The sequence below is a fragment of the Pararhizobium sp. O133 genome (assembly GCF_051669845.1).
In the GTDB taxonomy this organism is placed as follows: domain Bacteria; phylum Pseudomonadota; class Alphaproteobacteria; order Rhizobiales; family Rhizobiaceae; genus Pararhizobium.
Genome location: NZ_CP196426.1, coordinates 3580584 through 3607347, shown reverse-complemented (window position 1 = coordinate 3607347; position 26764 = coordinate 3580584). Strand labels below are relative to the sequence as shown.

At 60.7% G+C, this 26764-nt stretch carries 32 protein-coding genes and 1 tRNA gene; 10 read left to right on the top strand and 23 right to left on the bottom strand.

What is annotated here, in order from left to right:
• Positions 1 to 79 precede the first annotated feature (79 nt).
• Positions 80 to 427: a winged helix-turn-helix transcriptional regulator gene (locus ACST81_RS17345; protein WP_438749412.1), complete on the top strand. Its 348-nt coding sequence runs from the start codon at positions 80 to 82 to the stop codon at positions 425 to 427.
• Positions 428 to 436: 9 nt separating this feature from the next.
• Here ACST81_RS17345 and ACST81_RS17340 read toward each other — a convergent pair whose 3' ends face one another.
• Positions 437 to 1942: a glycosyltransferase family 39 protein gene (locus ACST81_RS17340; RefSeq protein WP_438749411.1), complete on the bottom strand. Its 1506-nt coding sequence runs from the start codon at positions 1940 to 1942 to the stop codon at positions 437 to 439.
• A gap of 176 nt (positions 1943 to 2118) precedes the next feature.
• On the opposite strand from ACST81_RS17340, the gene ACST81_RS17335 reads away from it, so the two are divergent.
• Positions 2119 to 3033 carry a diacylglycerol/lipid kinase family protein gene (locus tag ACST81_RS17335; RefSeq protein ID WP_438749409.1) on the top strand — a complete coding sequence of 305 codons (915 nt, stop codon included), beginning with the start codon at positions 2119 to 2121 and terminating at the stop codon, positions 3031 to 3033.
• A gap of 5 nt (positions 3034 to 3038) precedes the next feature.
• Here ACST81_RS17335 and ACST81_RS17330 read toward each other — a convergent pair whose 3' ends face one another.
• Entirely contained in the window at positions 3039 to 4046 is a 1008-nt protein-coding gene (locus ACST81_RS17330) for a glycosyltransferase family 2 protein (RefSeq protein ID WP_438749408.1), read from the bottom strand.
• A 103-nt stretch (positions 4047 to 4149) separates the two neighbouring features.
• Here ACST81_RS17330 and ACST81_RS17325 point away from each other — a divergent pair, with 103 nt between their 5' ends.
• Positions 4150 to 5106, top strand: coding sequence for a lysylphosphatidylglycerol synthase domain-containing protein (locus ACST81_RS17325; RefSeq protein WP_438749406.1), 957 nt, complete (start codon positions 4150 to 4152; stop codon positions 5104 to 5106).
• Between the two features lie 3 nt (positions 5107 to 5109).
• Here ACST81_RS17325 and ACST81_RS17320 read toward each other — a convergent pair whose 3' ends face one another.
• From ACST81_RS17320 to ACST81_RS17300, 5 genes are all read right to left on the bottom strand, one after another.
• On the bottom strand, positions 5110 to 6612 hold the full coding sequence (locus ACST81_RS17320) for an AMP nucleosidase (protein ID WP_438749405.1): 1503 nt from the start codon (positions 6610 to 6612) through the stop codon (positions 5110 to 5112).
• 79 nt (positions 6613 to 6691) lie between these two features.
• Positions 6692 to 7012, bottom strand: a complete 321-nt coding sequence (locus tag ACST81_RS17315; RefSeq protein ID WP_438753644.1) for a YnfA family protein — start codon at positions 7010 to 7012, stop codon at positions 6692 to 6694.
• A gap of 85 nt (positions 7013 to 7097) precedes the next feature.
• On the bottom strand, positions 7098 to 7271 hold the full coding sequence (locus ACST81_RS17310) for a hypothetical protein (protein ID WP_438749404.1): 174 nt from the start codon (positions 7269 to 7271) through the stop codon (positions 7098 to 7100).
• A gap of 10 nt (positions 7272 to 7281) precedes the next feature.
• Complete coding sequence (locus ACST81_RS17305) at positions 7282 to 7458, bottom strand: hypothetical protein (protein ID WP_325466622.1); 177 nt, start codon at positions 7456 to 7458, stop codon at positions 7282 to 7284.
• Positions 7459 to 7802: 344 nt separating this feature from the next.
• Positions 7803 to 8144, bottom strand: coding sequence for a DUF2147 domain-containing protein (locus tag ACST81_RS17300; RefSeq protein WP_438749402.1), 342 nt, complete (start codon positions 8142 to 8144; stop codon positions 7803 to 7805).
• 547 nt (positions 8145 to 8691) lie between these two features.
• Between ACST81_RS17300 and ACST81_RS17295 the strand changes: the two genes are divergently transcribed.
• A complete protein-coding gene (locus ACST81_RS17295) occupies positions 8692 to 8958 on the top strand; it encodes a sel1 repeat family protein (protein WP_438749401.1) in 267 nt (88 codons plus the stop codon).
• A gap of 61 nt (positions 8959 to 9019) precedes the next feature.
• Here the strand turns inward: ACST81_RS17295 and ACST81_RS17290 are convergent, their stop codons facing one another.
• The 4 genes from ACST81_RS17290 to ACST81_RS17275 all read right to left on the bottom strand — a co-directional run bounded on the left by ACST81_RS17290 (position 9020) and on the right by ACST81_RS17275 (position 11667).
• The gene (locus ACST81_RS17290; RefSeq protein WP_438749400.1) at positions 9020 to 10141 is read right to left on the bottom strand and encodes a pyridoxal phosphate-dependent aminotransferase; all 1122 of its coding nucleotides are present in this window, start codon (positions 10139 to 10141) and stop codon (positions 9020 to 9022) included.
• A 107-nt stretch (positions 10142 to 10248) separates the two neighbouring features.
• Positions 10249 to 10617, bottom strand: a complete 369-nt coding sequence (locus ACST81_RS17285; protein WP_438749398.1) for a PilZ domain-containing protein — start codon at positions 10615 to 10617, stop codon at positions 10249 to 10251.
• A 201-nt stretch (positions 10618 to 10818) separates the two neighbouring features.
• Positions 10819 to 11232, bottom strand: a complete 414-nt coding sequence (locus ACST81_RS17280; protein ID WP_438749397.1) for a DUF2177 family protein — start codon at positions 11230 to 11232, stop codon at positions 10819 to 10821.
• A gap of 78 nt (positions 11233 to 11310) precedes the next feature.
• Entirely contained in the window at positions 11311 to 11667 is a 357-nt protein-coding gene (locus ACST81_RS17275) for a hypothetical protein (protein WP_438749396.1), read from the bottom strand.
• A gap of 244 nt (positions 11668 to 11911) precedes the next feature.
• Between ACST81_RS17275 and ACST81_RS17270 the strand changes: the two genes are divergently transcribed.
• Positions 11912 to 14134, top strand: coding sequence for a caspase family protein (locus ACST81_RS17270; protein WP_438749395.1), 2223 nt, complete (start codon positions 11912 to 11914; stop codon positions 14132 to 14134).
• Between the two features lie 76 nt (positions 14135 to 14210).
• On the opposite strand, the gene ACST81_RS17265 is transcribed toward ACST81_RS17270, so the two are convergent.
• From ACST81_RS17265 to ACST81_RS17250, 4 genes are all read right to left on the bottom strand, one after another.
• Positions 14211 to 14390 (bottom strand): hypothetical protein, encoded by a 180-nt coding sequence (locus ACST81_RS17265; RefSeq protein ID WP_438749394.1) that lies wholly within the window; start codon positions 14388 to 14390, stop codon positions 14211 to 14213.
• Positions 14391 to 14514: 124 nt separating this feature from the next.
• Positions 14515 to 14604: transfer RNA gene (locus ACST81_RS17260), tRNA-Ser, on the bottom strand.
• A gap of 226 nt (positions 14605 to 14830) precedes the next feature.
• Positions 14831 to 15064 (bottom strand): hypothetical protein, encoded by a 234-nt coding sequence (locus tag ACST81_RS17255; RefSeq protein WP_438749392.1) that lies wholly within the window; start codon positions 15062 to 15064, stop codon positions 14831 to 14833.
• Positions 15064 to 15267, bottom strand: a complete 204-nt coding sequence (locus ACST81_RS17250; protein WP_438749391.1) for a hypothetical protein — start codon at positions 15265 to 15267, stop codon at positions 15064 to 15066. The genes ACST81_RS17255 and ACST81_RS17250 overlap by 1 nt, the downstream gene beginning before the upstream one ends.
• A 163-nt stretch (positions 15268 to 15430) precedes the next feature.
• Between ACST81_RS17250 and ACST81_RS17245 the strand changes: the two genes are divergently transcribed.
• Together ACST81_RS17245 and ACST81_RS17240 are read left to right on the top strand one after the other, a co-directional pair.
• Positions 15431 to 16426, top strand: a complete 996-nt coding sequence (locus ACST81_RS17245) for a YihY/virulence factor BrkB family protein (RefSeq protein WP_438749390.1) — start codon at positions 15431 to 15433, stop codon at positions 16424 to 16426.
• A gap of 94 nt (positions 16427 to 16520) precedes the next feature.
• Entirely contained in the window at positions 16521 to 17108 is a 588-nt protein-coding gene (locus ACST81_RS17240; RefSeq protein WP_438753641.1) for a cysteine hydrolase family protein, read from the top strand.
• 30 nt (positions 17109 to 17138) lie between these two features.
• Here the strand turns inward: ACST81_RS17240 and ACST81_RS17235 are convergent, their stop codons facing one another.
• Complete coding sequence (locus ACST81_RS17235; protein ID WP_438749389.1) at positions 17139 to 17378, bottom strand: DUF6894 family protein; 240 nt, start codon at positions 17376 to 17378, stop codon at positions 17139 to 17141.
• Positions 17379 to 17513: 135 nt separating this feature from the next.
• Between ACST81_RS17235 and ACST81_RS17230 the strand changes: the two genes are divergently transcribed.
• Together ACST81_RS17230 and ACST81_RS17225 are read left to right on the top strand one after the other, a co-directional pair.
• The gene (locus tag ACST81_RS17230; RefSeq protein ID WP_438753639.1) at positions 17514 to 17696 is read left to right on the top strand and encodes a hypothetical protein; all 183 of its coding nucleotides are present in this window, start codon (positions 17514 to 17516) and stop codon (positions 17694 to 17696) included.
• A gap of 8 nt (positions 17697 to 17704) precedes the next feature.
• Positions 17705 to 18082, top strand: coding sequence for a hypothetical protein (locus tag ACST81_RS17225; protein WP_438749388.1), 378 nt, complete (start codon positions 17705 to 17707; stop codon positions 18080 to 18082).
• A gap of 146 nt (positions 18083 to 18228) precedes the next feature.
• On the opposite strand, the gene ACST81_RS17220 is transcribed toward ACST81_RS17225, so the two are convergent.
• From ACST81_RS17220 to ACST81_RS17190, 7 genes are all read right to left on the bottom strand, one after another.
• On the bottom strand, positions 18229 to 18534 hold the full coding sequence (locus tag ACST81_RS17220; RefSeq protein ID WP_438753636.1) for a hypothetical protein: 306 nt from the start codon (positions 18532 to 18534) through the stop codon (positions 18229 to 18231).
• A gap of 94 nt (positions 18535 to 18628) precedes the next feature.
• Positions 18629 to 20086, bottom strand: a complete 1458-nt coding sequence (gene zwf, locus ACST81_RS17215; protein WP_438753634.1) for a glucose-6-phosphate dehydrogenase — start codon at positions 20084 to 20086, stop codon at positions 18629 to 18631.
• Between the two features lie 232 nt (positions 20087 to 20318).
• Positions 20319 to 21104: an SDR family oxidoreductase gene (locus ACST81_RS17210; RefSeq protein ID WP_438749387.1), complete on the bottom strand. Its 786-nt coding sequence runs from the start codon at positions 21102 to 21104 to the stop codon at positions 20319 to 20321.
• Positions 21105 to 21152: 48 nt separating this feature from the next.
• Positions 21153 to 22103, bottom strand: coding sequence for a sugar-binding transcriptional regulator (locus tag ACST81_RS17205; RefSeq protein ID WP_438749386.1), 951 nt, complete (start codon positions 22101 to 22103; stop codon positions 21153 to 21155).
• 22 nt (positions 22104 to 22125) lie between these two features.
• Positions 22126 to 23595, bottom strand: a complete 1470-nt coding sequence (locus tag ACST81_RS17200; protein WP_438749385.1) for an FGGY family carbohydrate kinase — start codon at positions 23593 to 23595, stop codon at positions 22126 to 22128.
• A 76-nt stretch (positions 23596 to 23671) separates the two neighbouring features.
• Entirely contained in the window at positions 23672 to 24643 is a 972-nt protein-coding gene (locus ACST81_RS17195) for a transketolase family protein (protein ID WP_438749384.1), read from the bottom strand.
• Positions 24643 to 25452 carry a transketolase gene (locus tag ACST81_RS17190; protein ID WP_438749383.1) on the bottom strand — a complete coding sequence of 270 codons (810 nt, stop codon included), beginning with the start codon at positions 25450 to 25452 and terminating at the stop codon, positions 24643 to 24645. The genes ACST81_RS17195 and ACST81_RS17190 overlap by 1 nt, the downstream gene beginning before the upstream one ends.
• Before the next feature lie 212 nt (positions 25453 to 25664).
• Between ACST81_RS17190 and ACST81_RS17185 the strand changes: the two genes are divergently transcribed.
• Complete coding sequence (locus tag ACST81_RS17185; RefSeq protein WP_438749382.1) at positions 25665 to 26639, top strand: ABC transporter permease; 975 nt, start codon at positions 25665 to 25667, stop codon at positions 26637 to 26639.
• Positions 26640 to 26764 lie beyond the last annotated feature (125 nt).

Sequence of the window (26764 nt, the reverse complement as noted above, 5' to 3'; positions counted from 1 at the left end):
GGAAGCTAGATGCGCATTATATTCAAAGCCTGCAAGAATGCACATAAAGTGTATATAGTACCCAAAAGGATACCGTGAAATGCCGCGCGTTCGTCATCAGACACTCGATTGCTCTCCCGGTTGTCCGGTCGAGGGCGTGCTCAACCTGATCGACGGAAAATGGAAGGGCGTGATCCTCTATCACCTTCTCGATGGCACGATGCGTTTCAACGAATTGCGCCGCCGCCTGCAGAACGTCACGCAGCGCATGTTGACCAAGCAGTTGCGCGAACTGGAGGCCGACGGGCTGATCGATCGCACGGTCTTTGCCGTCGTGCCGCCAAGGGTCGATTATTGCCTGACGGCGCGCGGGCGCAGCCTCGAGCCGGTGATCATGGCGATGAAGCGCTGGGGAGACGACAACATCATGCCGCAGGCGGCCGCATGAGGCGAGCAATCAGGGTTTGCGAACCCAGGCATAGCCGAAGCGGAAGAGATCGCCGTCGCTGCCGTAGATATAGGGCAGCGCGATCGTTTGTGGCTGCAGCGGCGGCACGGTACCGATCCGCTGCCTGAGGCGGCTCTCGACGTTTGCCGGAACCTGCAGCGCATTCTTGTCTCCCGCGCGCCAGACCAACAGGATGGGCTTGTCCTCCGACCAGTCGAAGGGTGGACTGTAGAGCCTGTAGGTTTCCGTATCGACCGGGATGTCCGGCAGTTGCATGCGCAGGTTCCCCGCGAGGAAGGCGTCCTGCGCGATCACCAGAGCGGGCTGGACGCCGGGCTTGGCGACGAGTTCTGATGCGAAGGCCTGGTATGGCACGGTCAATTTCGGATGGACGTTCATCGGCCCGGCCGCGACGATCCGCAGGACCAGTGATGCCGGGATCAAGACCATCAGCAACAGGATGACCGGCAAGAATCGCTTGAGGAAAACCGTTTCATCGATCCCGTGTGCATCGAGCTTCAGGCAGAGATAGAGGGGCGTCATGAAGAGGACCGGAGATACCCAGCGGGTCTTCAGTTCAGCCGTACCGACGAAAAAGATCAGAAACAGCAGGAAGACCAGCAGCACGCCGAACATGATTTCCACCAGCCGAATTCGATCGTTCTGCGCACGCAAGCTCGGCCAGAAACGATCGCGGGCGATCGTCGCATAGACGAGAATCGTCAGGGCGCAGAAGCTCAGGACAGTCAGTGGCAGTTCCGAGAGGCCACGGCCCATCTGGAGGAGCACACCATCCTGCCCGCCGGTTTCCAGCTTGTTGACGGTGTCATGGGATGCGATTTCAAAGTTCTGCAACAGCCAGAACGCATGCGGAAAGACGATCGATCCCGCGACCCCCGCGGTCAGCAGGATGCGCCAATCGAGGATGCGCTGGCGATAGGCGGGAACGGCCAGGACCGCGACGAAGGTGCAGAGGCAGAGAATCGAGAAATTGTATTTCGACAGGAGCCCGATGCCGATGGCGATGCCGGTCACGGCATAGCTGCAAAGACTTGGCCGACTAAGGGTGCGAAACAGCCCGTAGAGGAAAAGGCAAGCGGCGAACAGCGAGGCGTTGGAATGCGTCAGGTCGCGCTGCGCCAGCCAGCCGATTTCCGGGATGGTCAGCAGTCCGAGTGCTGCCGCTGCAGCCAGTCCCTTGCCTGTCAGAATCTCGCGGGCGGCGAGATAGTAGAAGACGTAGCTTAAGAAAAGGAACAGGTTCTTGACGAGGCTCAACGCCAGCAGCGACTGGCCGATCGCATCGATTATCAGATGCTGGATCCAGTTGAAGAAGGGTGGCTGCGTGTCATATCCGAGAGCGTACCATTGGCTCATCAGGATTTGGCCGGCCTCGTCCATTTCCAGCGAATTGGGCAGCGACAGGCGGACGATTACATTTAGCGCGAAATAGGCGGCAACCAGAAAGATGAACGTGGCGGGGCGCGTCTGAAGATGCCTGACCAGAAAATTCATGCCTGTTTTCGTCCGGTCCTGAAGGGATGGTGGTCTGGAGTGGACGACATAGCCGCATGGCGAGGCCCTGACAACCGCTTGCCGGGATTCACGCACGGGTGCGCGCGCCCACCTGCAAATCCGTGACCGTCACCCTATATGATAAACTTCCGCACGGCACAGTCCAAGGACAATTCATGAAGATCAAGGCCATTTTCAATCGCGATGGCGGCACGTTCCGCACGACGGATATGGAAGCATATGGCGCCAAGGCGGAGGAAATCTTTCGCGCTGCGGGACATGACATTGAGATCGCCGTCGTCAATGGCAGCGAGATGAGCGGTGCGCTCCAAAGGACCGCGCGGCGCGACGATCTGGATGCGATGATCGCCGGCGGCGGCGACGGCACGATTTCGTCCGCCGCCGGGGTCGCCTGGCAAAACGGCATTCCGCTCGGGGTGGTGCCGGCCGGAACGATGAATCTGTTTGCACGCGCGCTGAAGCTGCCGCTCGACATCTGGACGGTGCTGGACGTGCTGGCCGGTGGCAGGGTGGTGGATGGCGATATCGGCAGCGCCGACGGCCGTGCCTTCGTGCACCAGTTCTCCATGGGGCTGCATGCCCGCATGGTGCGCTACCGCGAATCCTATACGTTTGCCTCGAGGCTTGGAAAGATCCGTGCCAGTACGCGGGCCGCCTTTGGCGTCATGCTCAATCCGCCGGAATTCGAGATCGAGTTCGAGGTCGATGGCATGCGCGAAAAGCGCGAGGTCTCGGCCATCTCGGTGTCGAACAATCACTTCGGCCCGAACGCGCTGATGTATGCCGATGACGTTACCGGCGGGCATCTGGGCTTCTATACCGCGCCACCGCTCAAGCCGTCGGGCGTCGCCAAGCTGACCTTCGATATCCTGCGCGGAAAATTCCGGGAAAGCCCGCTGATCACCGAGATGAGCGTAACCTCGGTCGATCTGCATTTTCCGCGCGCCCGCCATAAGATCAACTGTGTCATCGATGGCGAGCTTTTGCCGATCGGTCGCGATGTCGCCTTGCGCATTCATCCCGGCGAACTGAAGCTTCTGGTCGGCGCCGAGCTTACTCCGGCCGCGTGAGGTCGTCAGGCGCCGGTGCTGTCGGTGTCGAAAATCTTGCGGACGATATAGGGCGGCGTGTCATTCTCGCCGGAATAGAGCCGCGCCATCATCTCGGCAAGGATGCCGGTGGTGATCAACTGGACCGAGGACAGGAACAGCATGACGCCGACGATCAGCATCGGTCTTCCGCCGATATTGTTGCCGAAGATGAACTTGTCGATGAACAGATAGAACAGGATCAGCGCGCTGATGCCGCCGGCCGCCAGGCCGATCGAGCCGAAGAAATGACCCGGCCGCGCCTTGTAGCGCATGAAGAACAGCACCGAGAGCAGGTCGAGAATGACGCGGAAGGTGCGTGAAATCCCGTATTTCGACGTGCCGTGCTGGCGGGCGTGATGGGTGACCGGCATTTCGCCGATCCGGCTTGATGGCACGACACCCGCCACCCAGGCCGGGATGAAGCGGTGCATCTCGCCCATCAGCTTGACCTGCTTGATGATCGAGGCCTGGTAGACCTTCAGGCTGCAACCGTAATCGTGCAGCTTCACGCCGGTGATCTTGCCGATCAGGTAATTGGCGCACCAGGACGGAATCTTGCGCAGCAGCAGCCCGTCCTGCCGGTTCTTGCGCCAGCCCACCAGAAGGTCGAGTTCCCGTTCCTCGATTGCCGTCACCATGGCCGGAATGTCGCGCGGGTCATTCTGCAGGTCGCCGTCGAGCGTGGCGATCAGCCGGCCGACCGCCGTGTCGATGCCTGCCTGCATGGCCGCCGTCTGGCCGAAATTGCGCTGCAGTTCGACGATCTTCAGGCGCAGACCGGTGTCCGAAAGCGCTTTGCGGGCGTTGAGCAGCGTCGCATCGGTGCTGCCGTCATCGACGAGGATCAACTCCCATGATCGGTCGAAATTCGACATGGCCTCGCGAATGCGCTGAACCAGCGGCCCGACGCTTTCCTCTTCGTTATAAATCGGCACGACCACGGACAGTTCGATCGCCTCGTCGGTGGCGGTCGCTACTCTGTTTGCTTCCAAGATGGGATCCAAAATCAAAACCTTTGAAACGCTGCAGGTTCTCTCGCCCGGCTTATCGTGATAACCAGCCGTCCCATAGCACCGGACAGGAAAGTAGCAATAGATGAATGCAGCAGGGGATGCCAGCCGGGATAGGTGGCTCGTCCGCAACCGGGTGACCGTCATCTCCCTGATGGCCGTCATCGCCTATTCCGCCTTCATCCAGTGGATATGGGGATGGCCGGTTCTGTTGCAAGAGTGGGCCAAGATGGGCCTTTTGCCGGTGCTTTCCGCGCTCACACTGCTGGTCGGCACCTATTTCATCCGCTGCTACCGGATCTACGACTATTTTCCTAACGAGACCCGTGGCCACTTCCTGACGCTGCTGCGGGTGACTCAGGTTCATAATCTGCTGAACATCATGCTGCCGTTCCGGGCGGGGGAAACCAGCTTTCCCATCCTCATGCGCTCGGAATTCTCGGTTCCGCTGACGCGCAGCACCTCGGCGCTGCTCTTGATGCGGCTGCTCGACCTGCACGCCCTGTTTGCCGCCGCCGGCGTCGGTCTCGTCATCACGTGCGACGACCGGACACTGGGCTGGCTACTGTGGGGACTGTTCCTCTTCGCGCCGTTGGCGCTGTTCCTGCTGAAGGGCAGGGTGCTGGCTCTCTTGCAGCGGCGCCTGCCGGAAAAGCTCGGTCGTTTGCTGTCCGAGGTTGAGGCGGGGCTGCCGGCGTCTCCCGCCGCCTTCGTGCGGGCCTGGCTGATGACGGTGCTCAATTGGGCGACGAAGGTCGCCGTGCTTGCCTGGGTGCTCGCCACGATGGGCGTTTTGCCGCTCAGCGCCTGTTTCGGCGGCGCGCTCGGCGGCGAATTGTCATCGGTTTTGCCGGTCCATGCGCCCGCCGGCGTCGGCACCTATCCGGCCGGCATCACCGCCGGCGCTATTTCGTTCGGCGCGCCGGCACAGGGCGCGGCCCTTGATCTGCTGGCAAGCGCCAGCGTCAATGCGCATCTCTTGATCCTCGTGTCGGCGGTTGCCGGCACGCTCCTGTCGATCCTGTTGTCGCCGCGCCGGTGACGTTTACTGGAAGGCGGTCTCGAAGAAGCTGCGCAGCTTGCGCGAATGCAGCTTTTCCGGCGGCATGGCCGCGAGCTTCTGAAGAGCGCGAATGCCGATCTGCAGATGCTGGCTGACCTGCGTCTTGTAGAAGGCCGTCGCCATGCCCGGCAGCTTCAACTCGCCATGCAGCGGCTTGTCGGAAACGCAAAGCAGCGTTCCGTAGGGCACGCGGAAGCGGAAGCCGTTAGCGGCGATGGTCGCCGATTCCATGTCGAGCGCGATGGCGCGCGATTGCGACAGGCGCTTCACCGGCCCGCGCTGGTCGCGCAGTTCCCAGTTGCGGTTGTCGATGGTGGCGACGGTGCCGGTGCGCATGATCCGCTTGAGATCGTAGCCTTCATAGCCGGTCACCTCCGCCACAGCGTCCTGCATGGCGACCTGCACTTCGGCCAGCGCCGGGATCGGCACCCAGACCGGCAGGTCGTCATCGAGCACGTGATCCTCGCGCACATAGGCGTGGGCCAGCACATAGTCGCCGAGCGTCTGGCTGTTGCGCAGGCCGGCGCAGTGACCCAACATCAGCCAGGCATGCGGGCGCAGAACGGCAATATGGTCGGTGATCGTCTTGGCATTGGAGGGGCCGACGCCGATATTGACGACGGTGATGCCGCCATGGCCCTTCTTCTTCAGGTGATAGGCGGGCATCTGCGGCAGGCGGGCAAGTGTCAGGTCGGAGTCCGGCTTGTCGGAGCCGGCCTGGGTGACGATGTTGCCGGGTTCGACGAAGGACGTGTAGCCATTGCCGCCATCGGCCATCTGCTGGCGCGCCCAGGCGCAGAATTCGTCGATGTAGAACTGGTAGTTGGTAAACAGAACGAAATTCTGGAAATGCGTGGCGCTGGTCGCCGTATAGTGGCTCAGCCGGGCGAGTGAATAGTCGATGCGCTGCGCCGTGAACGGGGCAAGCGGCGATGGATCGCCGGGGCCGGGCTCGTAGGAGCCGTTGGCGATCTCGTCGTCGGTCGTCGTCAGGTCCGGTGTGTCGAACAGGTCGCGCAGCGGGATGTCGATATTCTCGGCCATCGATGCCTCGACATAGGCGCCTTCACCGAAGGCGAAATGCAGCGGGATCGGCGTTGCCGATTCCGACACGGTGACCCCGACGCCATGGCTGCGGATCAGCAGGCCGAGTTGTTCCTTCAGATAATGCCGGAACAGCTTTGGCCGGGTCACCGTCGTCGTATAGACGCCGGGGCCGCTGACGTAACCGTAGGACAGGCGCGAATCGACATGGCTGAAACTGCTGGTCTCGATGCTGACCTGCGGATAGCAGGCGCGGTAGCGGGAGACCGGCGTTCCGGTGCGTCCAAGTTCCGTGAAGGCATCGACCAGAAATTTGGTGTTGCGCTCATACAGCGCCGACAGCGCATCGACGGCGGCGACGGGATCATCGAACGTCCGCGGTTCAAAGGCGTCCGGCGTGGCGATGGAAAGGGCGGAAAGGGAAGAGATTCGTTTGCTCATGCGGCATTATAGGGTGGGGTTTTTGACAAGCAAACGACAAGATTGGATTGTCCCGACGGCGCCCACGCGGCGCAATTCGTCAGCGCGGTCCGGCAAGGATGACGACGGTTCCGGCAAGAGCAAGCGTCACGCCCGCCAGATCCCAACGGTCGGGCCGCACACCCTCAACAAGCCAGAGCCAGGCGAGCGAGGCGGCGATATAGACCCCGCCATAGGCCGCATAGGCGCGACCGGCGGCGGCGGAATCGACGAGTGTCAGCAACCAGGCGAAAAGGGCGAGGCTGGCCATGCCTGGCAGCAGCCAAAGGATTGGTTTGTCGAGCTTCAGCCAGGCCCAGAAGGAGAAGCAGCCGGCGATTTCGGCAAGCGCTGCAAGCGCGTAGATGGCAAATGCGGAGATGGGCATGGCGTTCCTTCCTGAGGCGGGCACATAGGAAGGTAGAGGGATCGTTAGCGCAAGGGCGGCTGTTGTCGCCACCCGTTGTTTAGCTCATCGACTGGCGCTGCAGCGTAACGAAGAGAACGAGGCCTGCGCCCTGCTTGCCGATGCCGTGGCCGGCAGCCTTACTGTAGGCAACTGCCCCTATTGGAGCCATCAGCAGGCTCGCCAGTGCGAGCATGCGCAGTGCAGTGGTCGCGGACTGGAAGAGGGCGGACATCGTCTTTTCCTTAGAGTTTGGCTTGTTCGCAGAATTGCGCGGTGTGGACAGTGCAGTCAGCCAGCGAGCCGGCGAAGCTGTGGTGGCGGCGGCGCTGCGTGTCGGCGCTGACGGCTGCTGCCAGCAGCATTGCGAAGACGACCATGAGCATGCTGATGATGGTGAGGCGGCGGGCGAGAATGTCCATGGTTTTGTCCGTTTGGTCTTGTGTGTCGATCGGGGTTCAACTCGATGATGACCTTTTCGCACAGCCAAACTGAACTCTTCCTGAGATCCCGGTTCATCTCCCGTTCATCTTGCCGGTTTCGTATGCATGCAGTGTATCGGCATGTCTTCTCGTGTTCGACAGAGATGCCGGCCGCAAACAGCGATGCTCGCTTCGATCTGTGGGTGTTTCGGTATATGTGGAAGGGGAAGAAGCGGCGGCCTGTCGGATGACAATGATGCGCAAGCCATCCTGCTCGGTCAGAGGGCACACGAACAGGCAGAGAGGCTCCGGCGGGGGGCTGGCCCCGCCGGATCGTTCGTCGGTTACATGCGTGTCCAGGTCTGCGACTTGCAGAGAACCTTGAGGACACACCCCTGCATCTTCAGCGAACTGCCGCTGATCGATGCATTGCCGCTATACGTCTTGTCGTTGGCGGGATCGGTGATCTCACCGGAATAGCTGTTGCCGCCACCGCTCATGCTGCCGATGCGTTTTCCGGCATGTTTGCCGGTCTTCAGCGTGATGCAATAGGCGCCACCGCAGGAACTGATGGCCGCCGTCTCGCCGCTGGCCGTCTTCCAGTTGCCGACGATCGGTTCGGCGCTGAAGCCGGCGCTTGCCGTGGCCATGGTCATCGCGGCCGCCAGAATGAATGTACGGATCATGATTATCCTCCCGTAGAGCTCGCCGGAACCACATGCTGTGCCGCATGGTCCAGTCGATATGTTTCCAGAGCCGGTCTCCTCCCTGCTCAACGCCTCAAAAGTAACTTACGCGGACGTAAACGTAAACAGGCGTTTTTGCGATTTGCCGCCGAAAAAATCCGTGTGCGGAGCAGGGCGATCCGGGTTTTCCGGGAAGTTGATCGTGGCGCACCGTTTCGCGTGGTTAGCGATTGGTTGAAATCCGGAATTGAATTTTCCGTAAAGATTGAAGCAAAAGCCAGCTTTACAAGGCAGTCCGATGTTTAACAAAAAGCCAAGTTTACCAATCCTTTGAACTTTGTTCGTCTCACATTAATCATGCATTTTAAGCGTGTATTGAAACGACTGCTGCATACTCAAATCCATAAGACGAGCAGGGGGAAACACCCCGCCGACAACCTCTGAAGGGTGAAAGCCGCACAAGACGGCAGCCCTCCTGAGGAGCTCTAAAAGGGCAGAAAAACAGGGACTGCAGACAGTAACAACCTTAAAAACAGGGACAGAGAAAATGGCACGCTTTGACATTCAGAATGCTTCGAATGCCACGATGGGTGGCGAAAACCGCGCGGACGTCTTCTGCGAAATGGGTTTGATGTATGCAACCGGACGTGGTTGCGATGTCGATCTCGTCGCCGCGCATAAATGGCTGAATATTGCTGCGATCAAGGGTTCGGACCGGGCAGCAGCGCTGCGCGCTGACCTGACGATGTCGATGAGCAAGACGGACCTCGCCCTTGCCCTGCGCGCTGCTCGCGAATGGATGACAATGCATTGAGATATGATCGCATCGCCGGACGGCGGTAGGGGCGAAGACCTCCGAAGATGGGGCGCGACCTCTACCGTCGACCGATTGCTTTCAGGACTTTGGGCAAGGCTTCCTCCAGAAGGGCCATATCCGCCTCCGGCCCGGTGCTGATCCGGATGCAACGGTTGAGCGGCGCAACGCCTGGCATGCGAATGAAAATGCCATGATCAGCCATCAGGCGATCGACGATCGAGCGCGCGAAAACCGCGTCTTCCCCACAATCGATGGCGACGAAATTCGTGGCCGACGGCAAGGGCTTCAGCCCGTTGTTTATTGCGATCCCGGCGATCCGGTCGCGTGATGCCGCGATTTTCCCAACGACTTCCCTGAGATAACCTTGATCCGCAAGCGCCGCCAGCGCCGCCGCGGTGCCGATTCTGTTCATGCCGAAATGATTTCGGATCTTGTCGAAGGCCTGCACCGTGCCCGGCGTCCCGATCGCATAAGCGACGCGCGCGCCGGCAAGGCCATAGGCCTTGGAAAATGTCCGGGTGCGGATGATGTTGGGCCTGTCGATCAGCGCCTCGATGGCCGGGATCATACCATCAGGCGCTGTCTCTCCATAGGCCTCATCAAGAATCAGCAGGCAGTCTTCCGGCAAGGCCTTGGCGAAAGCCACGACACTCTCGGCATCATGCCAGCTACCCATTGGATTGTCCGGATTGGCAAAATAGACCAGCGGTGCGTTTTCGTGCCGCACCGCCTCCAAAAGACCGTCGAGATCCTCGCGGTCATCGACATAGGGCACCGTCACAAGCCGGCCGCCATGACCGGCGACATGGAAATTGAAGGTCGGATAGCCGCCGAGCGAGGTCACCACCGGCATACCCGGTTCAATCACCAGCCGGACGATCTGGCCGAGCAGGCCATCGATGCCTTCGCCGATGGCGATATTGGAAGCGGAAACACCCAGATGCCGGGCAAGCGCCTCCTTCAGTTCGAAATTTTCCGGATCATTGTATTTCCAGACGCTGGTCGCCGCAGCCGTCATGGCCTGAAGGACGGACGGAGCAGGACCGAAGCCGCTTTCATTGGCACCGATCCGTGCCGAAACGGCGCGGCCGCGCTGACGCTCGATTGCTTCTGGCCCGACAAAGGGGATGGTGGAGGGCAGGGAGGAGACGAGGGGGGTGAACCTGGAGAATGCGGACATGCTGGATCGGCCTGACGGTGGGTGAAATCGCAGCGGAGACTAGCGATGTTTCCTCGTCAAGGAAACCGAAACCGGTAGCGAAATACGCCACTGGCGAGACACGTTCCTCAATGCTTCTTCAGCTCACCACCGGTGAAGAATTCGTAGCGGACGATCTGGTGGAGAAATTCCTCGTCGATCGGCTTGATGAAATGCACCTGGATCTGGTTGTCGCGGCGGTAAACCTCGGCGCATCCGATGCGCTTCTTGGTGCCGACGATCGTCAGGTAGTAATGCTCCGGCAGGCCGATCGTCGTGTTGACGACAAAGCTGGCGCCACCGCGCGAAATCTCCATCATCTTGCAGGTCCGGGTCGATACGCCGCCAAGCGCGGGTCTGACGGCCATCAGCGTCCCTGCCTGCGCGACCGAGAAGCGCTCGAAACGCTGCTCGTACAGTTTCGAGTTAACCGTGGAGTACATCGTCGAATTCTGCATCACCCATTCCTCGATTGCAGCGGGCGGTGGAGCAGGATCCGGCTGCCGCGCTGGTGGGCCTCGTCGGCCAAAGCCTTCCTCCGAAGACAATGATCGATTTGACACACAATTGTTCAGGGATGTTGCAATCCGTTGAAAACATTCCTTAAAAATTTAACTAGGACCGAAATTGCGACAAACGGCGATCGGCGCGTGCCTAAATCAGGCAATTTCGCCGGCAAAGAAGCGGGCTACAACGAAGCCACAGCCGGCCGAGAGCGCCGTGACGAACGTGCCCCATGCCATATCGACGATCGAGACCATCGGGGGCCAGCCCTTCAGCGTCGCGAGATTGGTGATGTCATAGGTTCCGTAGGCCGCCAGTCCAAGGACCGCGCCATACCCCGCGGCCAGAGTGAAAGAGCCCGCTTTGAACCCCGGCATGACAGCCAGCAACACGATCGCCACGGCGAAAAAAAGGTAGAAAATAGCGGCGACCGCAAAGTTCGGCGATGGCAGCATCAAGGCACCCAACTGGTCTCGGTAGAAGGTGCGGGCGACCAGCCCCAGCCAGATCGCATCGACGACCAGAAACGACAGGAGCGTCCCGGCATAGGCGAAAAGCATGGATTTCATGTGCGCTCATCCTCGTTTCCCTGTGTTACGGAATCGGGAACCGCTTGGATTGCTGGAGGCTTCAGAATTAGCCGCGTGTCAGATCATGCCGCTGGTAAAATTCGCCCGAATGAGACGGCTGACGAATTCCGGCGGCGTTGGTACGTTGAAGCGGACGCCGAGTTCCGTGCGCCGCCGGTGCACCTCGGAACAGCCTATCTCCTCCGGAAAGCCCTCGACCTGCAGGAAGAAATGGCGTGGCAGGATAAGATTGGCGTTGAAATCGAGCATCGCGCCGCCAACGGAGATATGACGCAGCAGGCACCGGTATTTCGTCTTCGGTTTCAGGTGTTCGCCGACGACGAGAATGCGGCAGGGCCGCTCGATGTAATAGTGCTTGTATGTCATGCTCGGCTGGCCAAACTTCGCCTCCGCGAGATGCATCACCATCGACATTGAAAACTCCGAAAATCAGGTTGGTTCGCCGGCCTTTGTCCGAACGGATATATTTTCACCCTAATGTCTTCATCCTTGCTTAAAAAAGCGCAAAAGCGGACATTGAAACAAGGTGGGTCATACGTAATACTTCCATGCAAAGAGCGCGGCGATAAAATCTCGCGCCGAATCTACAAGGGATCATGTCTGTACGGTTTTGCGGGGCGGAGACGTCCGGACGGCTGTGCGGGCGCGGAGGGAAATCATGTTTGAAGCTCATTCGCGGCGCTGGGTGCCCGTCTTTCTCATTTCGCTTTCTATTCTCGCATTTCAGGCGGGTGCTGCCGAAGCAGCAAAACGCGTCGCCCTGCTGATCGGCAATGAAAAATACGAGGAGACATCGCAACTGAACAACCCGGCCAACGACGTCGAACTGATGAAGCAGTCGTTCGAGGATGCCGGTTTCGACATCGTCACCACCGTTCATGACGTCGATCGCGGTTCCATGGTGAAGGCCCTGCGTGATTTCGAGGATACGGCCACCGGCGCCGATGTCGCGATCATCTATTATTCCGGCCACGGCATGGAGATGAACGGCCAGAATTTCCTGCTGCCGGTCGATGTTTCGTTGAAGACCGACAAGGACGTCGAGGATGAGGCGATTCCGCTCGATCGTGTGCAGCGATCGCTGGAAGGCGCGACCCGCCTGAAGCTGGTCATTCTCGACGCCTGCCGCAACAATCCGTTCGAGCAGTCGATGACCCGGTCGATCTCGACGCGCGCCGTCAGCCGTGGTCTAGCCCGAGTCGAGCCCGAGTCGGCCGATCTTCTGGTCGCCTTTGCTTCCAAGGCTGGCACCGTCGCGATGGACGGCGAGGGCAGGAACAGCCCGTTCGCGACGGCGCTCTCCAAATACCTGACGGAACCGGGCGTGGACGTGCGCATCGCGCTCGGCAAGGTGCGTGACGATGTGGTGAGCGCGACAAACCGCGAACAGGAGCCCTTCGTCTACGGTTCGCTCGGTGGTGCGCAGATCTTCCTGAACATCAAGGAAGTCAATATCAACGTCACCAACAACGGCAACACGCAGGAAGTCTCGCCGAACGGCCAGTCCGCCGCCGCTGCGGACTGGCAGAATATCCGCGATCTCGCCGACAAGGACCTGATCGAAGTGTTCCTTTCCAAGCACGGCTCGGATCCGGTCTACAAGATGCTGGCGGAAAAGAAGCTGAAACTGCTCGAAGAAGCAGCCCAGACCACCGTGACCCCGGATGAAATCGCCTGGGAAGCATTGAAGCAATCGACCGATGCCGCTGCCTTGACGCGTTTCATGGAGCGCTATCCCGACAGCAAGCACAAGGCCGAGGCGGAAATCCAGATCGCCGCGCTCGAGCCGAAGAAGGGATTGAACATCTCGCAAACCGGCAAGGATACGCAGGCGTCGCGCGATTGTTACCTTCTCGCGGGCGAGCCGCAATCCATGCCGGGTTTCCTCGGCGTCGGTTTCCTGAAGATCGATTCGGAACGGGCGTTGACGGCCTGCGCCCAGGCGGTCAACGAAAATCCGGATGACATGATGCTGGTCAACATGCTGGGTCGTGCCCAGGATGCCGGCCGCAACTATGTCGATGCGCGTAGCAATTATCAGAAGGCCGCCGACGGCGGCAACATGTACGCGCTCACCAACCTCGCCTGGTTCTCGATCTACGGCACAGACGGTCCGGTCGATATCGAGAATGGCAAGAGCATGTTCGAGCAGGCCGCCAATGCCGGCAATTCCTATGCGCAGGCCTCGCTCGGCTGGCTGTATCGTGAAGGCTATGGCGGCGTTCAGCAGGATTATGCCGAGGCGCTGAAATGGTACCAGGCTTCCGCCAATCAGGGTTATGCCAATGCCATGGCGACGCTCGGCTGGTTCTACCGTGAAGGAAACGGTGTTCCGAAGGACTTCAACCAGTCGCTTGCCTGGTACCAGAAGGCAGCCGAGGGCGGCGACGCCAATGCCATGTCCTCGCTTGGCTGGGCCTACCAGAACGGTCTCGGCACGACACAGGACTATACCGAAGCCAAGAAGTGGTACGAAAAGGCCGCCAATGTCGGTGATGCCTATTCGATGGCGCTGCTCGGCTGGTTCTACGATGTCGGCAATGGCGTACCGCAGGATTATGCCCAGGCCCGCAACTGGTACGAAATGGCGGCGAATGCCGGCAGCGCCTATGCGATGGGCAATCTGAGCCGCCTCTATGACTTTGGTCTCGGCACCAAGGCCGACCCGAAGGAGGCCGTGCGTTGGGCCGCAGCCAGTGTCGAGGGTGGCGATCCATCCAAGCTCAACGAAATGAAGACCTCGCCGAACAACTTCACGCCGGCCTTCCGCAAGGAGCTTCAGGCCTTGTTGCGTGACCGCGGCTATTACGGCGGCCCGCTGGACGGCGAATTCGGCGCAGCCACGCAGTCCGCGATGGACCGGCTGGCACGGAAGTCCTGAGGCCGATCAACCCGATGAAACGAAAATGGCCGGGCTGCCGCTGCAGACCCGGCCATTCTTCTTGACGGCAGGCGTGTCAGCGCTTGTTGTCCAACGCCTTCAAGGCCATCTGGCCTGCGGCATGCGCTTGCAACTGGCTGGTGAACTGGCCTTGGGCGGGATAGACCACCGCGCCGCGCTTGAGCACGAAGCTCCAGCGGCCATTGCGGCGTTTCTCGATCGTCACTTGCGTGACCGGCTTGTTGTCGCTGTTCATGGATGCTCCCGAATCTCTTGTTGCGCCCTACTGAAATCGGGGCGTTCACCACTGACGGCAAGGATTATCCCAGGACACGGGTCTGGGGCAATTGGCAATGACGGGATTGGATCATTCGGGAAAATGGCGGAGAAGATGGGATTCGAACCCACGATACCCTTCCGGGTATACTCCCTTAGCAGGGGAGCGCCTTCGACCACTCGGCCACCTCTCCGTTAGCGCCTGACTAGAGTCAGGAGCCCTCTATTGCAAGGGATTTTTGCGGTTCTATGCGACAAAGTTGAATTTTCAGGCCGTGTGGCAGGGCGCGCGCTTAGGAAGGCAAGATGGACACGGCTTTCGGTAGGGCAGGACGGTGCCGCAGCGAACCGCGATTCGGCGCGAAACGACGGGGCTTCGATCAAATGCATCGCAAACCCGTAGTGCGGCACGAAGAGCGGCTATCCTCTGAATTCGTCGTCCTTGATATCGCGTTCGTCGCTATTGACGTCCCAATCCTTTTCGGGCGGCTTCTTGCCAGGCTGTGTCCGGTTGGCTGTCGCGTCGTCGGACCCGGTGATCACCCTCGGCTTGGCGCTCGACACGCCGTTGTTGTCGCTCCGTTCGAGCCCTTTCGCATATTGTCCTTCGGCATCCTTTTGGATGGTATTGGCGGAGGATGTCTTGGGAGCCATCACCTGTCTCCCTTGGTCTTGCCAGCGTCTTTCAGCTTGTTGCGGTCGGGATCGTTCAGGTTTTCCCCGACGGCATCGCGATCGATCTCCGGATCGTCGGTGGCCGGAAGGTAGCCGCGCGGGCGTGTTTCCTTCGGACCTTCCCAGCGGGGCGACTGATCGGTGGTGCCGGCCGGACCGGGCTTGGGTGTGTTCTGTTCCATGGCTGCTCTCCTGTTGAAGGAGATCAACTCGCCTTGCTGCCGGATGTTCCATCCATGGAAGTGACGTTCGAAACGGCAAGATGAAAATGTCTGGTTCTTTCTTCCTTCCTGTAATCGTCAAGCGCGTCATCCGCACTATCTCCGACAAGAGAGGTGATGGCGCATGCGGTATGACGACGAAACGAAGACTTCATCCAAGATCGAACGGAGTGAGCCCGGGCGTGGGCGCGACGCGACCACTCCGAACCAGATTCCGGCGCGCGGGCTGCGGGATGTCTTCTGGCGGCTGGTCGGTGAAGTCATCGCAGACCGGGTCACGCTCGTTGCCGCCGGTGTGACGTTCTACATCCTGCTCTCGCTGTTTCCGGCGCTGGGCGCGCTGGTGTCGCTCTATGGCTTCATCGCCGATCCCGCCACCATGGCCAAACACATTACTTTTTTCGCCGATATCCTGCCGCCGGGCGCTTTCGATATCATCCTGACGCAACTCAATGTGCTCGTTCAGGCGAAAGCCTCGACGCTGAGCATCAGCTTCGTGGTCGGCCTTGCCATCGCGCTGTGGAGCGCCAACAGTGCCGTCAAGGCGCTGTTCGATGCGATGAACATCGCCTATGGCGAGGCGGAAAAGCGCGGCATCATCCGCCTCAATCTGATCTCGCTGGCCTTCACCGGGATCGCCTTGGTGCTGGCGGCCGTGTTCATCGCGGCAATCGGCGGGGTGCCGGCACTTCTCTCCTATCTCTGGCTCGACCGCTGGCAGGAAATCTTGATCCGTCTCCTGCGCTGGCCGATCGTCCTTGTCGTCATCGGCGCCGGTGTCGCGCTGATCTACCGCGTCGGACCAAGCCGCGAAGATGCGAAGATCCGCTGGCTGACCTGGGGGGCGGTGTTCAGCACGCTGCTCTGGCTCACGGCCTCGATCCTGTTTTCCTTCTACCTCTCGACCTTCGCCAATTACGAAGCGACCTATGGTGCGCTCGGCGCGCTGATCGGCTTCATGATCTGGACCTGGATCTCGGTCATCATCGTGATCGTCGGCGCCGAGTTGAACGCCGAACTGGAACACCAAACCGCCCGCGATACGACGACGGGACCGCCAGTGCCGATGGGCGAGCGCGGCGCTTATGTCGCCGATACGGTCGGACCGGCGGTGGATTGAGGGTTTCGTTTCTGGCAGCTGAGCCGGTGTTTCCATCGAAATCCGATGGGAACCGTTCGCCGCTTTTCCAGTTGCTGACATGAAGGAGACGATGATGCGGGCGCTTGGGAACTGGCGGCATCTCTGCGTGGACATGCAGCGGCTGTTTGCGGAGGACACCCCATGGCATGTCGATTGGATGAACATCGTCCTTCCGCAGGTAGAGGAAGTGGCCGGACATTTTCCGGAAGCGACGATCTTCACCCGATTCATTCCGCCTGAGCACGCGTCCGACATGAATGGGACGTGGCGGGACTATTATACAAAATGGTGGATGCTGACGCGCGAACATCTGCCCGACGGCTTCATCGATCTCGTGCCGTCTCTCTCCAGGCTCGTGCCGCCGGCAAAGGTTTTCGATAAACGGACCTATTCTCCCTGGACGGAGGGCAATTTGGATGGTGCGCTTAAATCCGCCGGTATCGAAACGCTGGTGATCAGCGGTGGTGAGACGGATGTCTGTGTTCTTGCCGCCGTACTCGGCGCGATTGATCTTGGATACCATGTCGTGCTGCTGTCGGATGGCGTCTGTAGCGGGACTGACGGAACCCATGATGCCTCGCTCGCGCTGCTGGGCAACCGGTTTTCCGTTCAACTCGATCTTTGCACGACCGAAGAATTCCTGAGAGCCGCAACGTCCTGATGCGACTGGAAACCGTCTATGCTTTCGGTCCTACCCGATCGGAAAATCCACGCTCAGGGTCAGGCCGACTTTGGCTGCAACGGATCCGGTAGCGGTGACGACCTCGATGGCGATGGAACCGCCCGGCTCGTTTGGCAGGCCATCGAGCGCCATTTCCGCCAGAACGCGCTTTGCCTCGTCGATCGCCGCCAACAAATCCTGGAATTCATAAAATTCTTCGGGAGCAACGTCCCCCTCCTGGTCCGAAAAACGAAATTGAAAGACAGACATGATGCGCCCCTGTTCAGCGGAAAAACATCTGTCCAGCGTGTATGGTTCCAGTCTCCGGCGAAAAATGCGCGCTGGCATGCATCTTTTTGGAATCTCCGGCGTTTCAGCGATGACACCGCCAAGAGGAGTAGGATGATGACCAAGCGTGAAACCATCGATACCGGAACCGACAAGCGTTATGTTCGGCGAGACGAGCAAGGCCGCTTCAAGGAGTCCGTGGATGTCGGTAAGTCGCTGTCCGCCGACCGCCGCACCAAGGCGAAGACCAAGGCCAAGCCCGGAGAGGGCGATAAGGGCGACCATCATCCGTCACGATAGGAGCTGTTATGTTGAACAAGGCCCATATCCCGCAGGAGGAGGTTTTCCTCTACGGCTCCGACGATGCCGATCCGCTTGTGGAGACCGTCGCGACGCCGGATGAGCGCGCCAGGCTTCGCCACGACATTCTCGAAAAAGATATCGACCTTTTGCGCGCCAGGCTGGACCTGATCCGTGCGCGGGTGGGCGTGGTGACCCGCTCCAGCGTCAGATGGGCCAATTCCAGCGCCCGATCCCAACTCGGTGCTTATCCGTGGGCAAAGTTTGCTGCTCTTACCGCGAGTTCATGTCTTATGACGATGGCTTTGCGACGGTTGCCGCTCGGCTCCCTCGCAGCGATGGCGGTGCCGATCGTGACGGCGGCGATCAGCCGGAAAACGCGTTAATTACGGCTTGAACACGTTTGGGTATATCCACGTAGCGTGGTTGCTCTGCTGCTATTTGTAGTATTCGTCCGTGCCGAGCGGGCGTCGCGGTATAATAACGCGCGGTTGCGCCCACAGCGGCGATCTCACCTTGGGCTTCTCCAGTATCAAATACCGGAGCCGTCGAGTTCCTGATCTTCTTCGCCTTTCCATGGCGAAGGCATGGACGTACGACTGGGGTTTGCCGAGGGCATTGCCATCCAGCATTTCAATTCGGGCTCGGCATATTCGATGACGCAGCCGGGCGATGAGTCCGCGGCCCGCCAGCCTTCCGCACCGAACTGATCGCCATGCGACCAATAGGCGAGATCGACTTCCGATGCCCCCTGCTCGGAAGGATGGATGGTGACCAGGATCCGGCGGCCGTCCTTGGGGGCGCTTTCCATATGGCGCCAGCGGTTTGGCTCATCCATCATTCTTCCTCCTGCCTTGCTATCAGCCGCAAGTCTCGTTTCACGATCGAAAACGGTCAACTCAAACTTCGCGCAGCCGCCTCGCTTCCTCAGGTCACCCCTTCGACGAATCCCGCCATGCCCGCTCGAACGGCAAGCGCCAGGCGTGCGGAGCGATAAGCTGGTGGATCGACTTCGGTCCCCAGCTGCCCTGATCGTAGAGCCGAACCGGCGGCGGGTTGTCGAGCAGGGACTGGGAGACTTCCCAGAGCCGCTCGATGCCTTCAGCGGAGGTGAACAGCGTATGGTCGCCGCGCATGGCGTCGAGGATCAGGCGCTCGTAAGCTTCCAGCACTTCGCCGATCAGGCCGGTTTCGCTCATTGCGAACTGCAGGGAGAGCTTGTCGAGCCGGAAGCCCGGACCGGGGCGCTTGCCGTAGAAGGACAGCGAGACCTTGGAGGCATCGGCAAGGTCGAAGGTGAGATGATCCGGCCCCTGCGCGCCGACGCCCGAACCTGCCGGGAACATCGATTTCGGCGGCTCGCGAAAGGCGATCGAGATAATGCGCTGCCCTTCGGCCAGGCGCTTCCCCGTCCTGAGAAAGAACGGCACGCCGGCCCAGCGCCAGTTGTCGATGGCGCATTTGAGCGCGATGAACGTATCGGTATCGCTCTCGGGATCGACGCCCGGCTCCTTGCGGTAGCCGACATACTGGCCGCGCACCACGTCGCGTGGCTCGATCGGCAGCATGGAGCGGAACACCTTGTTTTTCTCCTCCGAAATCGGCGCCGGCTCCAGCGCGGTCGGTGGCTCCATCGCCATGAAGGCAAGGATCTGGAAGAGATGCGTGACCACCATGTCGCGATAGGCGCCGGTGGTCTCGTAAAACGCGGCGCGGGTGGAAAGGCCGAGTGTTTCCGGCACGTCGATCTGCACATGGTCGATGAAATTGCGGTTCCAGATCGGCTCGAACAGGCCGTTGGCGAAGCGGAAGGCGAGGATATTCTGCGCCGGTTCTTTTCCGAGGAAATGGTCGATTCGGAAAATCTGCTTTTCCTCGAACACCTCGTGCAGTTTCCGGTTCAGCTCGACGGCACTGGCAAGGTCGGTGCCGAAAGGCTTTTCCATGATGATGCGGCAGCGTTCGACCAGCCCGGCCTCGGAGAGAAGCTGGACGGCCGGAAGCGCTGCCTTCGGCGGCACCGAGAGGTAATGCACGCGCCGCGTCTCAGGCCCGAGCGCTTCCTCGGCTTTGGCGACCGCTTCCTTCAGTGCCCCGGCGCCGGCGGAAAGCGAGACATAGTCAAGCGATTCGGAGAAAGCCTCCCATTCGGCCTTGGTGAACTTGCGGGTCAGGAACGTGTCCAGCGATTCCCGGGCGATGGTACGGAAGGCATCGACATCGATGTCGTCGAGGGAAACGCCGACGATCCGGCAGCCCGGGATGAAGCCTGCATTGATCAGATGAAACAGCCCCGGCAACAGCTTGCGCCGGGAGAGGTCGCCTGTCGCGCCGACAAGCACGACGACCTGCGGATAGCCCGGCCCAACACGGTTGGAATTCTTGCGCAAATTAACCGTTCCCCGTTCTGCCGTCACGATCCATCCTCCGCCTATGCGTTTGAATAGAGGCATGGATTGCGGAGCGGATCAAGATGGTGATGCGGCTCTGAAGGACATCGGCGAGGGGCGAGGCAACTGGAGCATTAATTGACGAGAGAAACGACCACACCGCGCCGCGGGATCGTGATGTGGTCCTGTATCTGGCGCCATCCAAGGCACGACGTCATGCGGTCGCCGAAGATTACGACATGATCAGGCCGCCATCGATATTGATGGTCTGGCCGGTGATATAGGCTGCGTCGGCGGAGGCAAGGAAGGCGACAAGGGCGCCGACTTCGGCCGGGGTGCCGGCGCGCCCCATCGGGATGCCTTCAATCCATTCGGCCATCAGTTCGCCGGGACCGTATTCGCCGAGCATCTGGCCCCAGACGCGGTCGTTATAGTCCCACATTTCGGTGTGGATGATGCCGGGGCAGATGGCGTTGGCGGTGATGCCTTCACGAGCGAGTTCCTTGGCAAGGCTCTGGGTCAGTCCGACGACGCCGAATTTTGAGGCGGCGTAATGTGGTGTATAGATGAAACCCTGGCGGGCCTGTCCGGAGGCGGTGTTGATCAGCCGGCCCTTGGTGCCGCTGGCGCGAAAACGGCGGATCGCTTCCTGGCAGCAGAGGAAGACGCCCTTGGTATTGACGTCGAGGTTGAGGTCCCATTCACGTTCGGTCAGGTTTTCGACCTTGGCGATGGTGATGACGCCGGCATTCTGCACGGAAATGGAGATCGCGCCCAGCTTGGCTTCCGCCTCTCCATAGGCTTCCTGCACGGCCTTGGCGTCGGTGACGTCAAGCACGAGGCCGAGGATTTCCGCGCCGGTTTCCTTGGCGAGCGTGGCTGCGGCCTCGACCGTATCGTTCTCAATCGCGGCAATCGCGACCTTCGCGCCCTCTTCGGCAAAGCGCTTGGCGATGCCGCGCCCGATCCCCTTGTTGCCACCGGTCACGAAGACGGTCTGGCCTGCAAAACGTGTCATGGTCTCTTCTCCATAATGCGCAGCAGGCCAGGACTGGTCCGGGATGGATCAGGCCGTCAGCCGGGCTGCTGTGAACTTGTCGGTGACAAGCACATCGATGACGCCCAGTTTCAGAGCGCCAGCAATGGCTTGTGTCTTGGATTCGCCGCCGGCCAGGGCCATGACGCGGTCGGTTTTGCGCAGTTCCTCGAGTGACAGGCCGATGACCCGTTCGTTGAGTGGCGTCTCGACCGGCTTTCCTTGCCTGTCGTAGAACCGGTAGGAAATTTCGCCGACGGCACCGGCCTCATGCAGCATCGTCATTTCCTGGCGGGAAAACGTGTTGCCCGAGCGGGCGAGCAGTTCCGACGGTTCCACCGCGCCGATGCCGACGATGGCAAGGCTCAAGCGGCCGAAGAGGTCCATCGTCTCGCGCACCACGGGATCGGCGAGCATGACGAGCTTGGCTTCGCGCGAAGAGGTGATGCCTTGCACCAGCAGCAGACGCGGTTCGCCGCCGGTGAGCTTGGCAAGGCGCGCCGTCAGCTGCGTGGCGTGGGTCTGCACGGAAGCATCGCCCATGCCGCCAAGAATCTGCACGATGTACTTCGCCTTGGCGTTTTTCAGCGGATGGATATTGTCGACCATCCGCAGGATCGTCTGGCTCCAGCTGGAGACGCCGACGATCTCGTCCTGCTGCAGCGTCACTTCGAGAAAATGGGCCGCCGCTTCGCCGATCCGCGCCATGATGGCGCCGTCACGGTCCTCCGAGCAGTCGATGACGATGGCTTCGGTGAGGCTGTATCTGTCACGCAGCGCGGTTTCGAGATCCGCGAAGGTGCCGGCCGGGGGAATGACCGTCGTGCGCACGATATCTTCCTGCTCGGCCCGCTTCAGCATGCGCGAAACAGTGGCCTGCGACATATGCATGATCTCGGCGATCTCGGCCTGCCGCTTGCCCTCGACATGGTACATTTGCGCTATTCTGGCGATCAGTCGCAACTCGTTCAGTCGTCCCACGGAGGTCTCCATTAGTGAATTTTTATTCACTCATAAATGAAGGGTTGTGAGCGGTCGAGCGGTAGATTGCGTCCTGCCAAACTTGGAGACGCGCTGCTGCATCGGAGGCACGCGGTGTGATAGGCTTGCTCGAACGCGGCAGGGCGGCAATCGCGGCGAGATCCGGCCAGATGCCCAGTGAAAGGCCGGCGAGATAGGCCGCGCCAAGGGCGGAGGCTTCCGGTGCATCGCACTGGATGATGGTGTGGTTCAACATATCTGCCACGCATTGCATCAGGAAATCATTTCGGCTGGGGCCGCCGTCAGCATAGAGGCGGCCGAGCGCCGTGGGGGATTGCGACGACATCGCCTTGAAGACGTCATGAACCTGGAATGCGATCGAATCGGTCACGGCGCGTGCCATCTGGGCGCGGGTGGTGTTGAAGGTTATGCCGGAGAAAAGCGCGCGGGCGTCGGAGTGCCAATAGGGCGCCCCGAGGCCGACGAAGGCTGGCACGAAGCCGGGGCCTTGCGGTTCCGCCGTTGCGGCCAGTTCCGTCAGTGCCTGCACGTCGGTTAGCCCGAGCATCTCCGCCATCCAGGGCAGGGATGCCGCCGAGACGAGGATGTTACCCTCAAAGGCATAGGTCGGCTTTCCGGCGATCGACCAAGCGATGGTGGTGGTGATGCCCTGTTCCGGCGCGATGAAACGCGGCAGGGTCGTCATGATCGAGGAGCCGGTTCCGAATGTCACCTTGCCATCACCAGGCTCGAAGGCACCGTGGCCGAACAGAGCCGCGTGGCTGTCGCCGATCGCCGACGCAATCGGAATGCCGTCCCGGAGACCGGGCACGTTCTTCGTGACGCCGAACCGAGCGGCGCTGTCGCGCACTTCGGGCAGGGCGGATTTCGGCACGCCGAAGAGGTCGCAGAGTTCGTCGCTCCAGACCTGTTCGTTGAGATCATAAAGCTGGCTGCGCGCGGCGTTAGCGGCGTCGCAGGCGTGGACGACGCCATCGGTGAAGCAATGGATCAGCCAGGCGTCGATCGTGCCGAGCCGGATATCGCTTCCGGCAGGAACGCGATCCAGCAGCCATTTCATCTTGGGGCCGGGGAACATCGGGTCGATGGGAAGGCCGGTCAGCGCCTGAACGCGCGGCGCATGACCGGCTGCGATCAGGTCTGCGCAGGCTGGCGCGCTGCGGCGGCATTGCCAGCTGACCACCGGGCCGAGAGACTTTCCGGTCTTGGCATCCCAGATGGTGACGGATTCACGCTGGTTGGAAATGGCGATACCGAGAATATCGACGGCGGGTGCCGCCTGAAGGCAGGCGGCGATAGCCTCCTGAACGGACTGCCACAGACGCACCGGGTTCTGTTCGACCCAGCCGGGCTGCGGATGTTCGATGCCGACCGGAGACGCGCCGCGCGACAGGATATCGCCGACCGTGGAAACAAGCACGGCTTTCGAGTTGGTCGTGCCCTGGTCGATGGCAAGGATGGCGGTCGTCATGATTTGCTCCTGCGGCAGAAACTAGAGGCGCGACTAGGAAGGACTCGTCGCGCCTCACACGGAATCTAATCGCACATCAGGATATGCGGGAAGATGTCCGTGCAATCAGTGCAACGGCCGCCTCGGCGATGGCTGCGGGCGACATTCCGAATTCATCCAGCAGAAACTCCGCCGAACCGGTCGGGGCGAAGATACCGGGAACGCCGAGAATTTTCATCGGCACCGGCGCTTCGGCGACGACCACTTCCGCGATCGCCGAACCGAGACCACCAAAGGTCGAATGCTCTTCCGCGGTCAGGATCGCGCCGGTTTCGCGGGCGGCTGCGACGACGGCATCGACGTCGATCGGACGAACGGTCGCCATGTTCAGCACGCGCGCCTCGATGCCTTGCTCGGCAAGGATGGCGGCGGCCTTCATCATCCGATGGGTCACGGTGCCGTTGGCAATCAGCGTGATGGCGTCGCCATCGCGCAGCAGGTTTGCCTTTCCGAGCTCAAACTTATGGCCTGCCGGCAGCAGATCCGGAACGCCCACGCGGGAGAGGCGGAGGAAAACGGGGCCATCATAGCCCGCTGCCCATTCGACGGCGGCGGCCGTTTCAATCGAATCGCAGGGGGCGACAACCGGCAGATTCGGCAGGACGCGGGTCCAGGCGAAATCCTCGATCGAATGATGTGTCGGTCCGAGTTCGCCATAGGCCATGCCCGACGAGATGCCGATCAGCTTCACATTGGCATTGGAATAGGCGATGTCGGCCTTGATCTGCTCCAGGGACCGGCCTGTCAGGAAGCAGGCGGCGCCGCAGACGAAGGGCATCAGGCCGCCATTGGCGAGGCCGGCGCCGACGCCGACCATGTTCTGTTCGGCGATGCCGACATTGACCAGGCGTTCCGGCCACTTGGACTTGAAGCCGCCGAGCTTGGAGGATCCGACCGAGTCGTTGCAGACGGCGACGATCTTCGGATTGTCGGCGCCGAGGCGTTCCAATGTGGCAACGAAGGCGTCGCGGCAGTCATGCAGCTTGGGAGAGGTCATTACGTCTTTCATCACAGGGCCTCCGAAAGCTCAGCAACGGCAATCTTGTACTGTTCGGCATTCGGCACCTTGTGATGCCAGTCGACCGTATCCTGCATGAACGAGATGCCGTGACCCTTGTTGGTATGAGCAACGATGCAATGCGGGCCGCTGCCACGCTTTTCCAGCGCCGGAACGATCTCGTCCATGGCATTGCCGTTGATTTCGGTGACGTCCCAGCCGAAGGCCGAAAGCTTTGCCGGGAAGGGGGCGAGATTGTTGGTGTCTTTCAACGAGGCGCCCTGCTGGAAGCGGTTGTGGTCGATGATCAGGGTCAGGTTGTCGAGACCGAACTGTGCGGCCGATGCGATCGCCTCCCAGTTGGATCCTTCCTGCATCTCGCCGTCGCCGGTCATGACATAGGTATGGTACTTCGCGCCCGTCAGCTTGGCCGCCTTTGCCATCCCGACCGCGACCGGCAGGCCATGGCCGAGCGGGCCGGTATTGGTCTCGACGCCCGGCACCTTGTTGCAGTTCGGGTGGCCGTTGAGGCGCGAATGCGGCTTCAGGAAAGTGGCGACCTCTTCCTCCGGAATGAAGCCGCGCTTGGCGAGCGTGACATAGAGCGCCAGCGCGACATGCCCCTTCGACAGGACGAAACGGTCGCGATCCGGGTTCTTCGGCTGGTCCGGCCAGATGCGCAGAACGCGGAAATAGAGCGCCGTCAATATGTCGATAGCCGACATTTCCCCGCCGATATGGCCGGCGCCGGCTTCGAAAACCGCCTGCAGATCGCGAAGGCGAATCTGTCGAGCGATGCGGTCGAGATCGTTCGGCTGCATGTAAACCTCATTGTGAATAAATATACAGTTGCCTTTATATTTGCATGAGAGTTCGGCAAGTCAAGTTCAAATGTGTGTAGAATGCCTAAAATAAGTTTTTCGCCATGTGTTGACACTCGGATTTTTGCCGGATACGAATTTACACACATTACTGAATATTTATGCGATGCGCTGCCTTGATGCAGGGCATCGGCCCGGGAGGAGAAGCGCTGATGGTGGCGGCAGTAAAGGAAAGACAGGCATTCGCTGGCGGGTTCCTACCGTCGCTTCGCGGCGCGACCGGTCCGCTGATAGGCCTGATCGTGCTCTGCCTGTTCCTCACGTTCGCAACGGACAAGTTCCTGTCGATCCGGAATTTCCTCAACGTGCTCGACCAGATCACGGTTCTGGGCGTGATGGCCGTCGGCATGACGATGGTCATCCTGATCGGCGGCATCGATCTCGCCGTCGGCTCGGTGCTGGCGCTGGCGATGATGGTGCTCGGTTATCTCAACGTCGTGCTGGGTGTGCCGATGTGGCTCGCCATCTCGCTGGCGCTTGTCGCTGCCTCGCTGAACGGCCTTATCGCCGGCCTGCTGATCACGCGTTTCAACGTGCCGCCGTTCATAGCGACACTGGCGATGATGTCGATGACGCGCGGCGTTGCGAACATGATCACCGATGGCCAGCAGATCATCGGGTTCCCGGCCTGGTTCAACATGATGGCCATCGTGCGCTTTGGCGGCTTCCTGACCCTGACGGTTGCCGTGATGGTCGTGGTCTTCATCGTCGGGCTTCTCTACCAGCGCTACCGTCACGGCGGCCGGGTGCTCTATGCCATCGGCGGCAATCCGGAAGTCGCCCGCCTCGCCGGCATCAACGTCCCGCGCGCGACGGTGCTCGTCTATGTGGTCTGCAGCTTCCTCGCCGGCCTTTCGGGCATGGTGCTTGCGGCCCGTCTCGACTCCGTCCAGCCATCCTCGGGTGTTTCCTATGAACTCGACGCCATCGCGGCGGTCGTGATCGGCGGCACATCGCTGTCGGGCGGCACGGGCGGCATCGGCGGCACCATTATCGGCGTCCTCATCATCGGTGTCCTGCGCAACGGCCTCAACCTGCTCAGCGTCTCGCCTTTCATGCAGCAGGTCATCATCGGCGCGGTCATCGTGCTCGCCGTCACGGCGGAAACCTATCGCAAGCGCAAATAACGGCTTTCCCCTCGCGGCTGGAGCGTGGCGAGGGGCTGATAACGGTTCGCAATGGTGCGAGCCGGCAAAAGGGAAGGTGGCACCTGCAAGCGCAGGAGATCACCGGGTAACTCGGAGGAGAAACC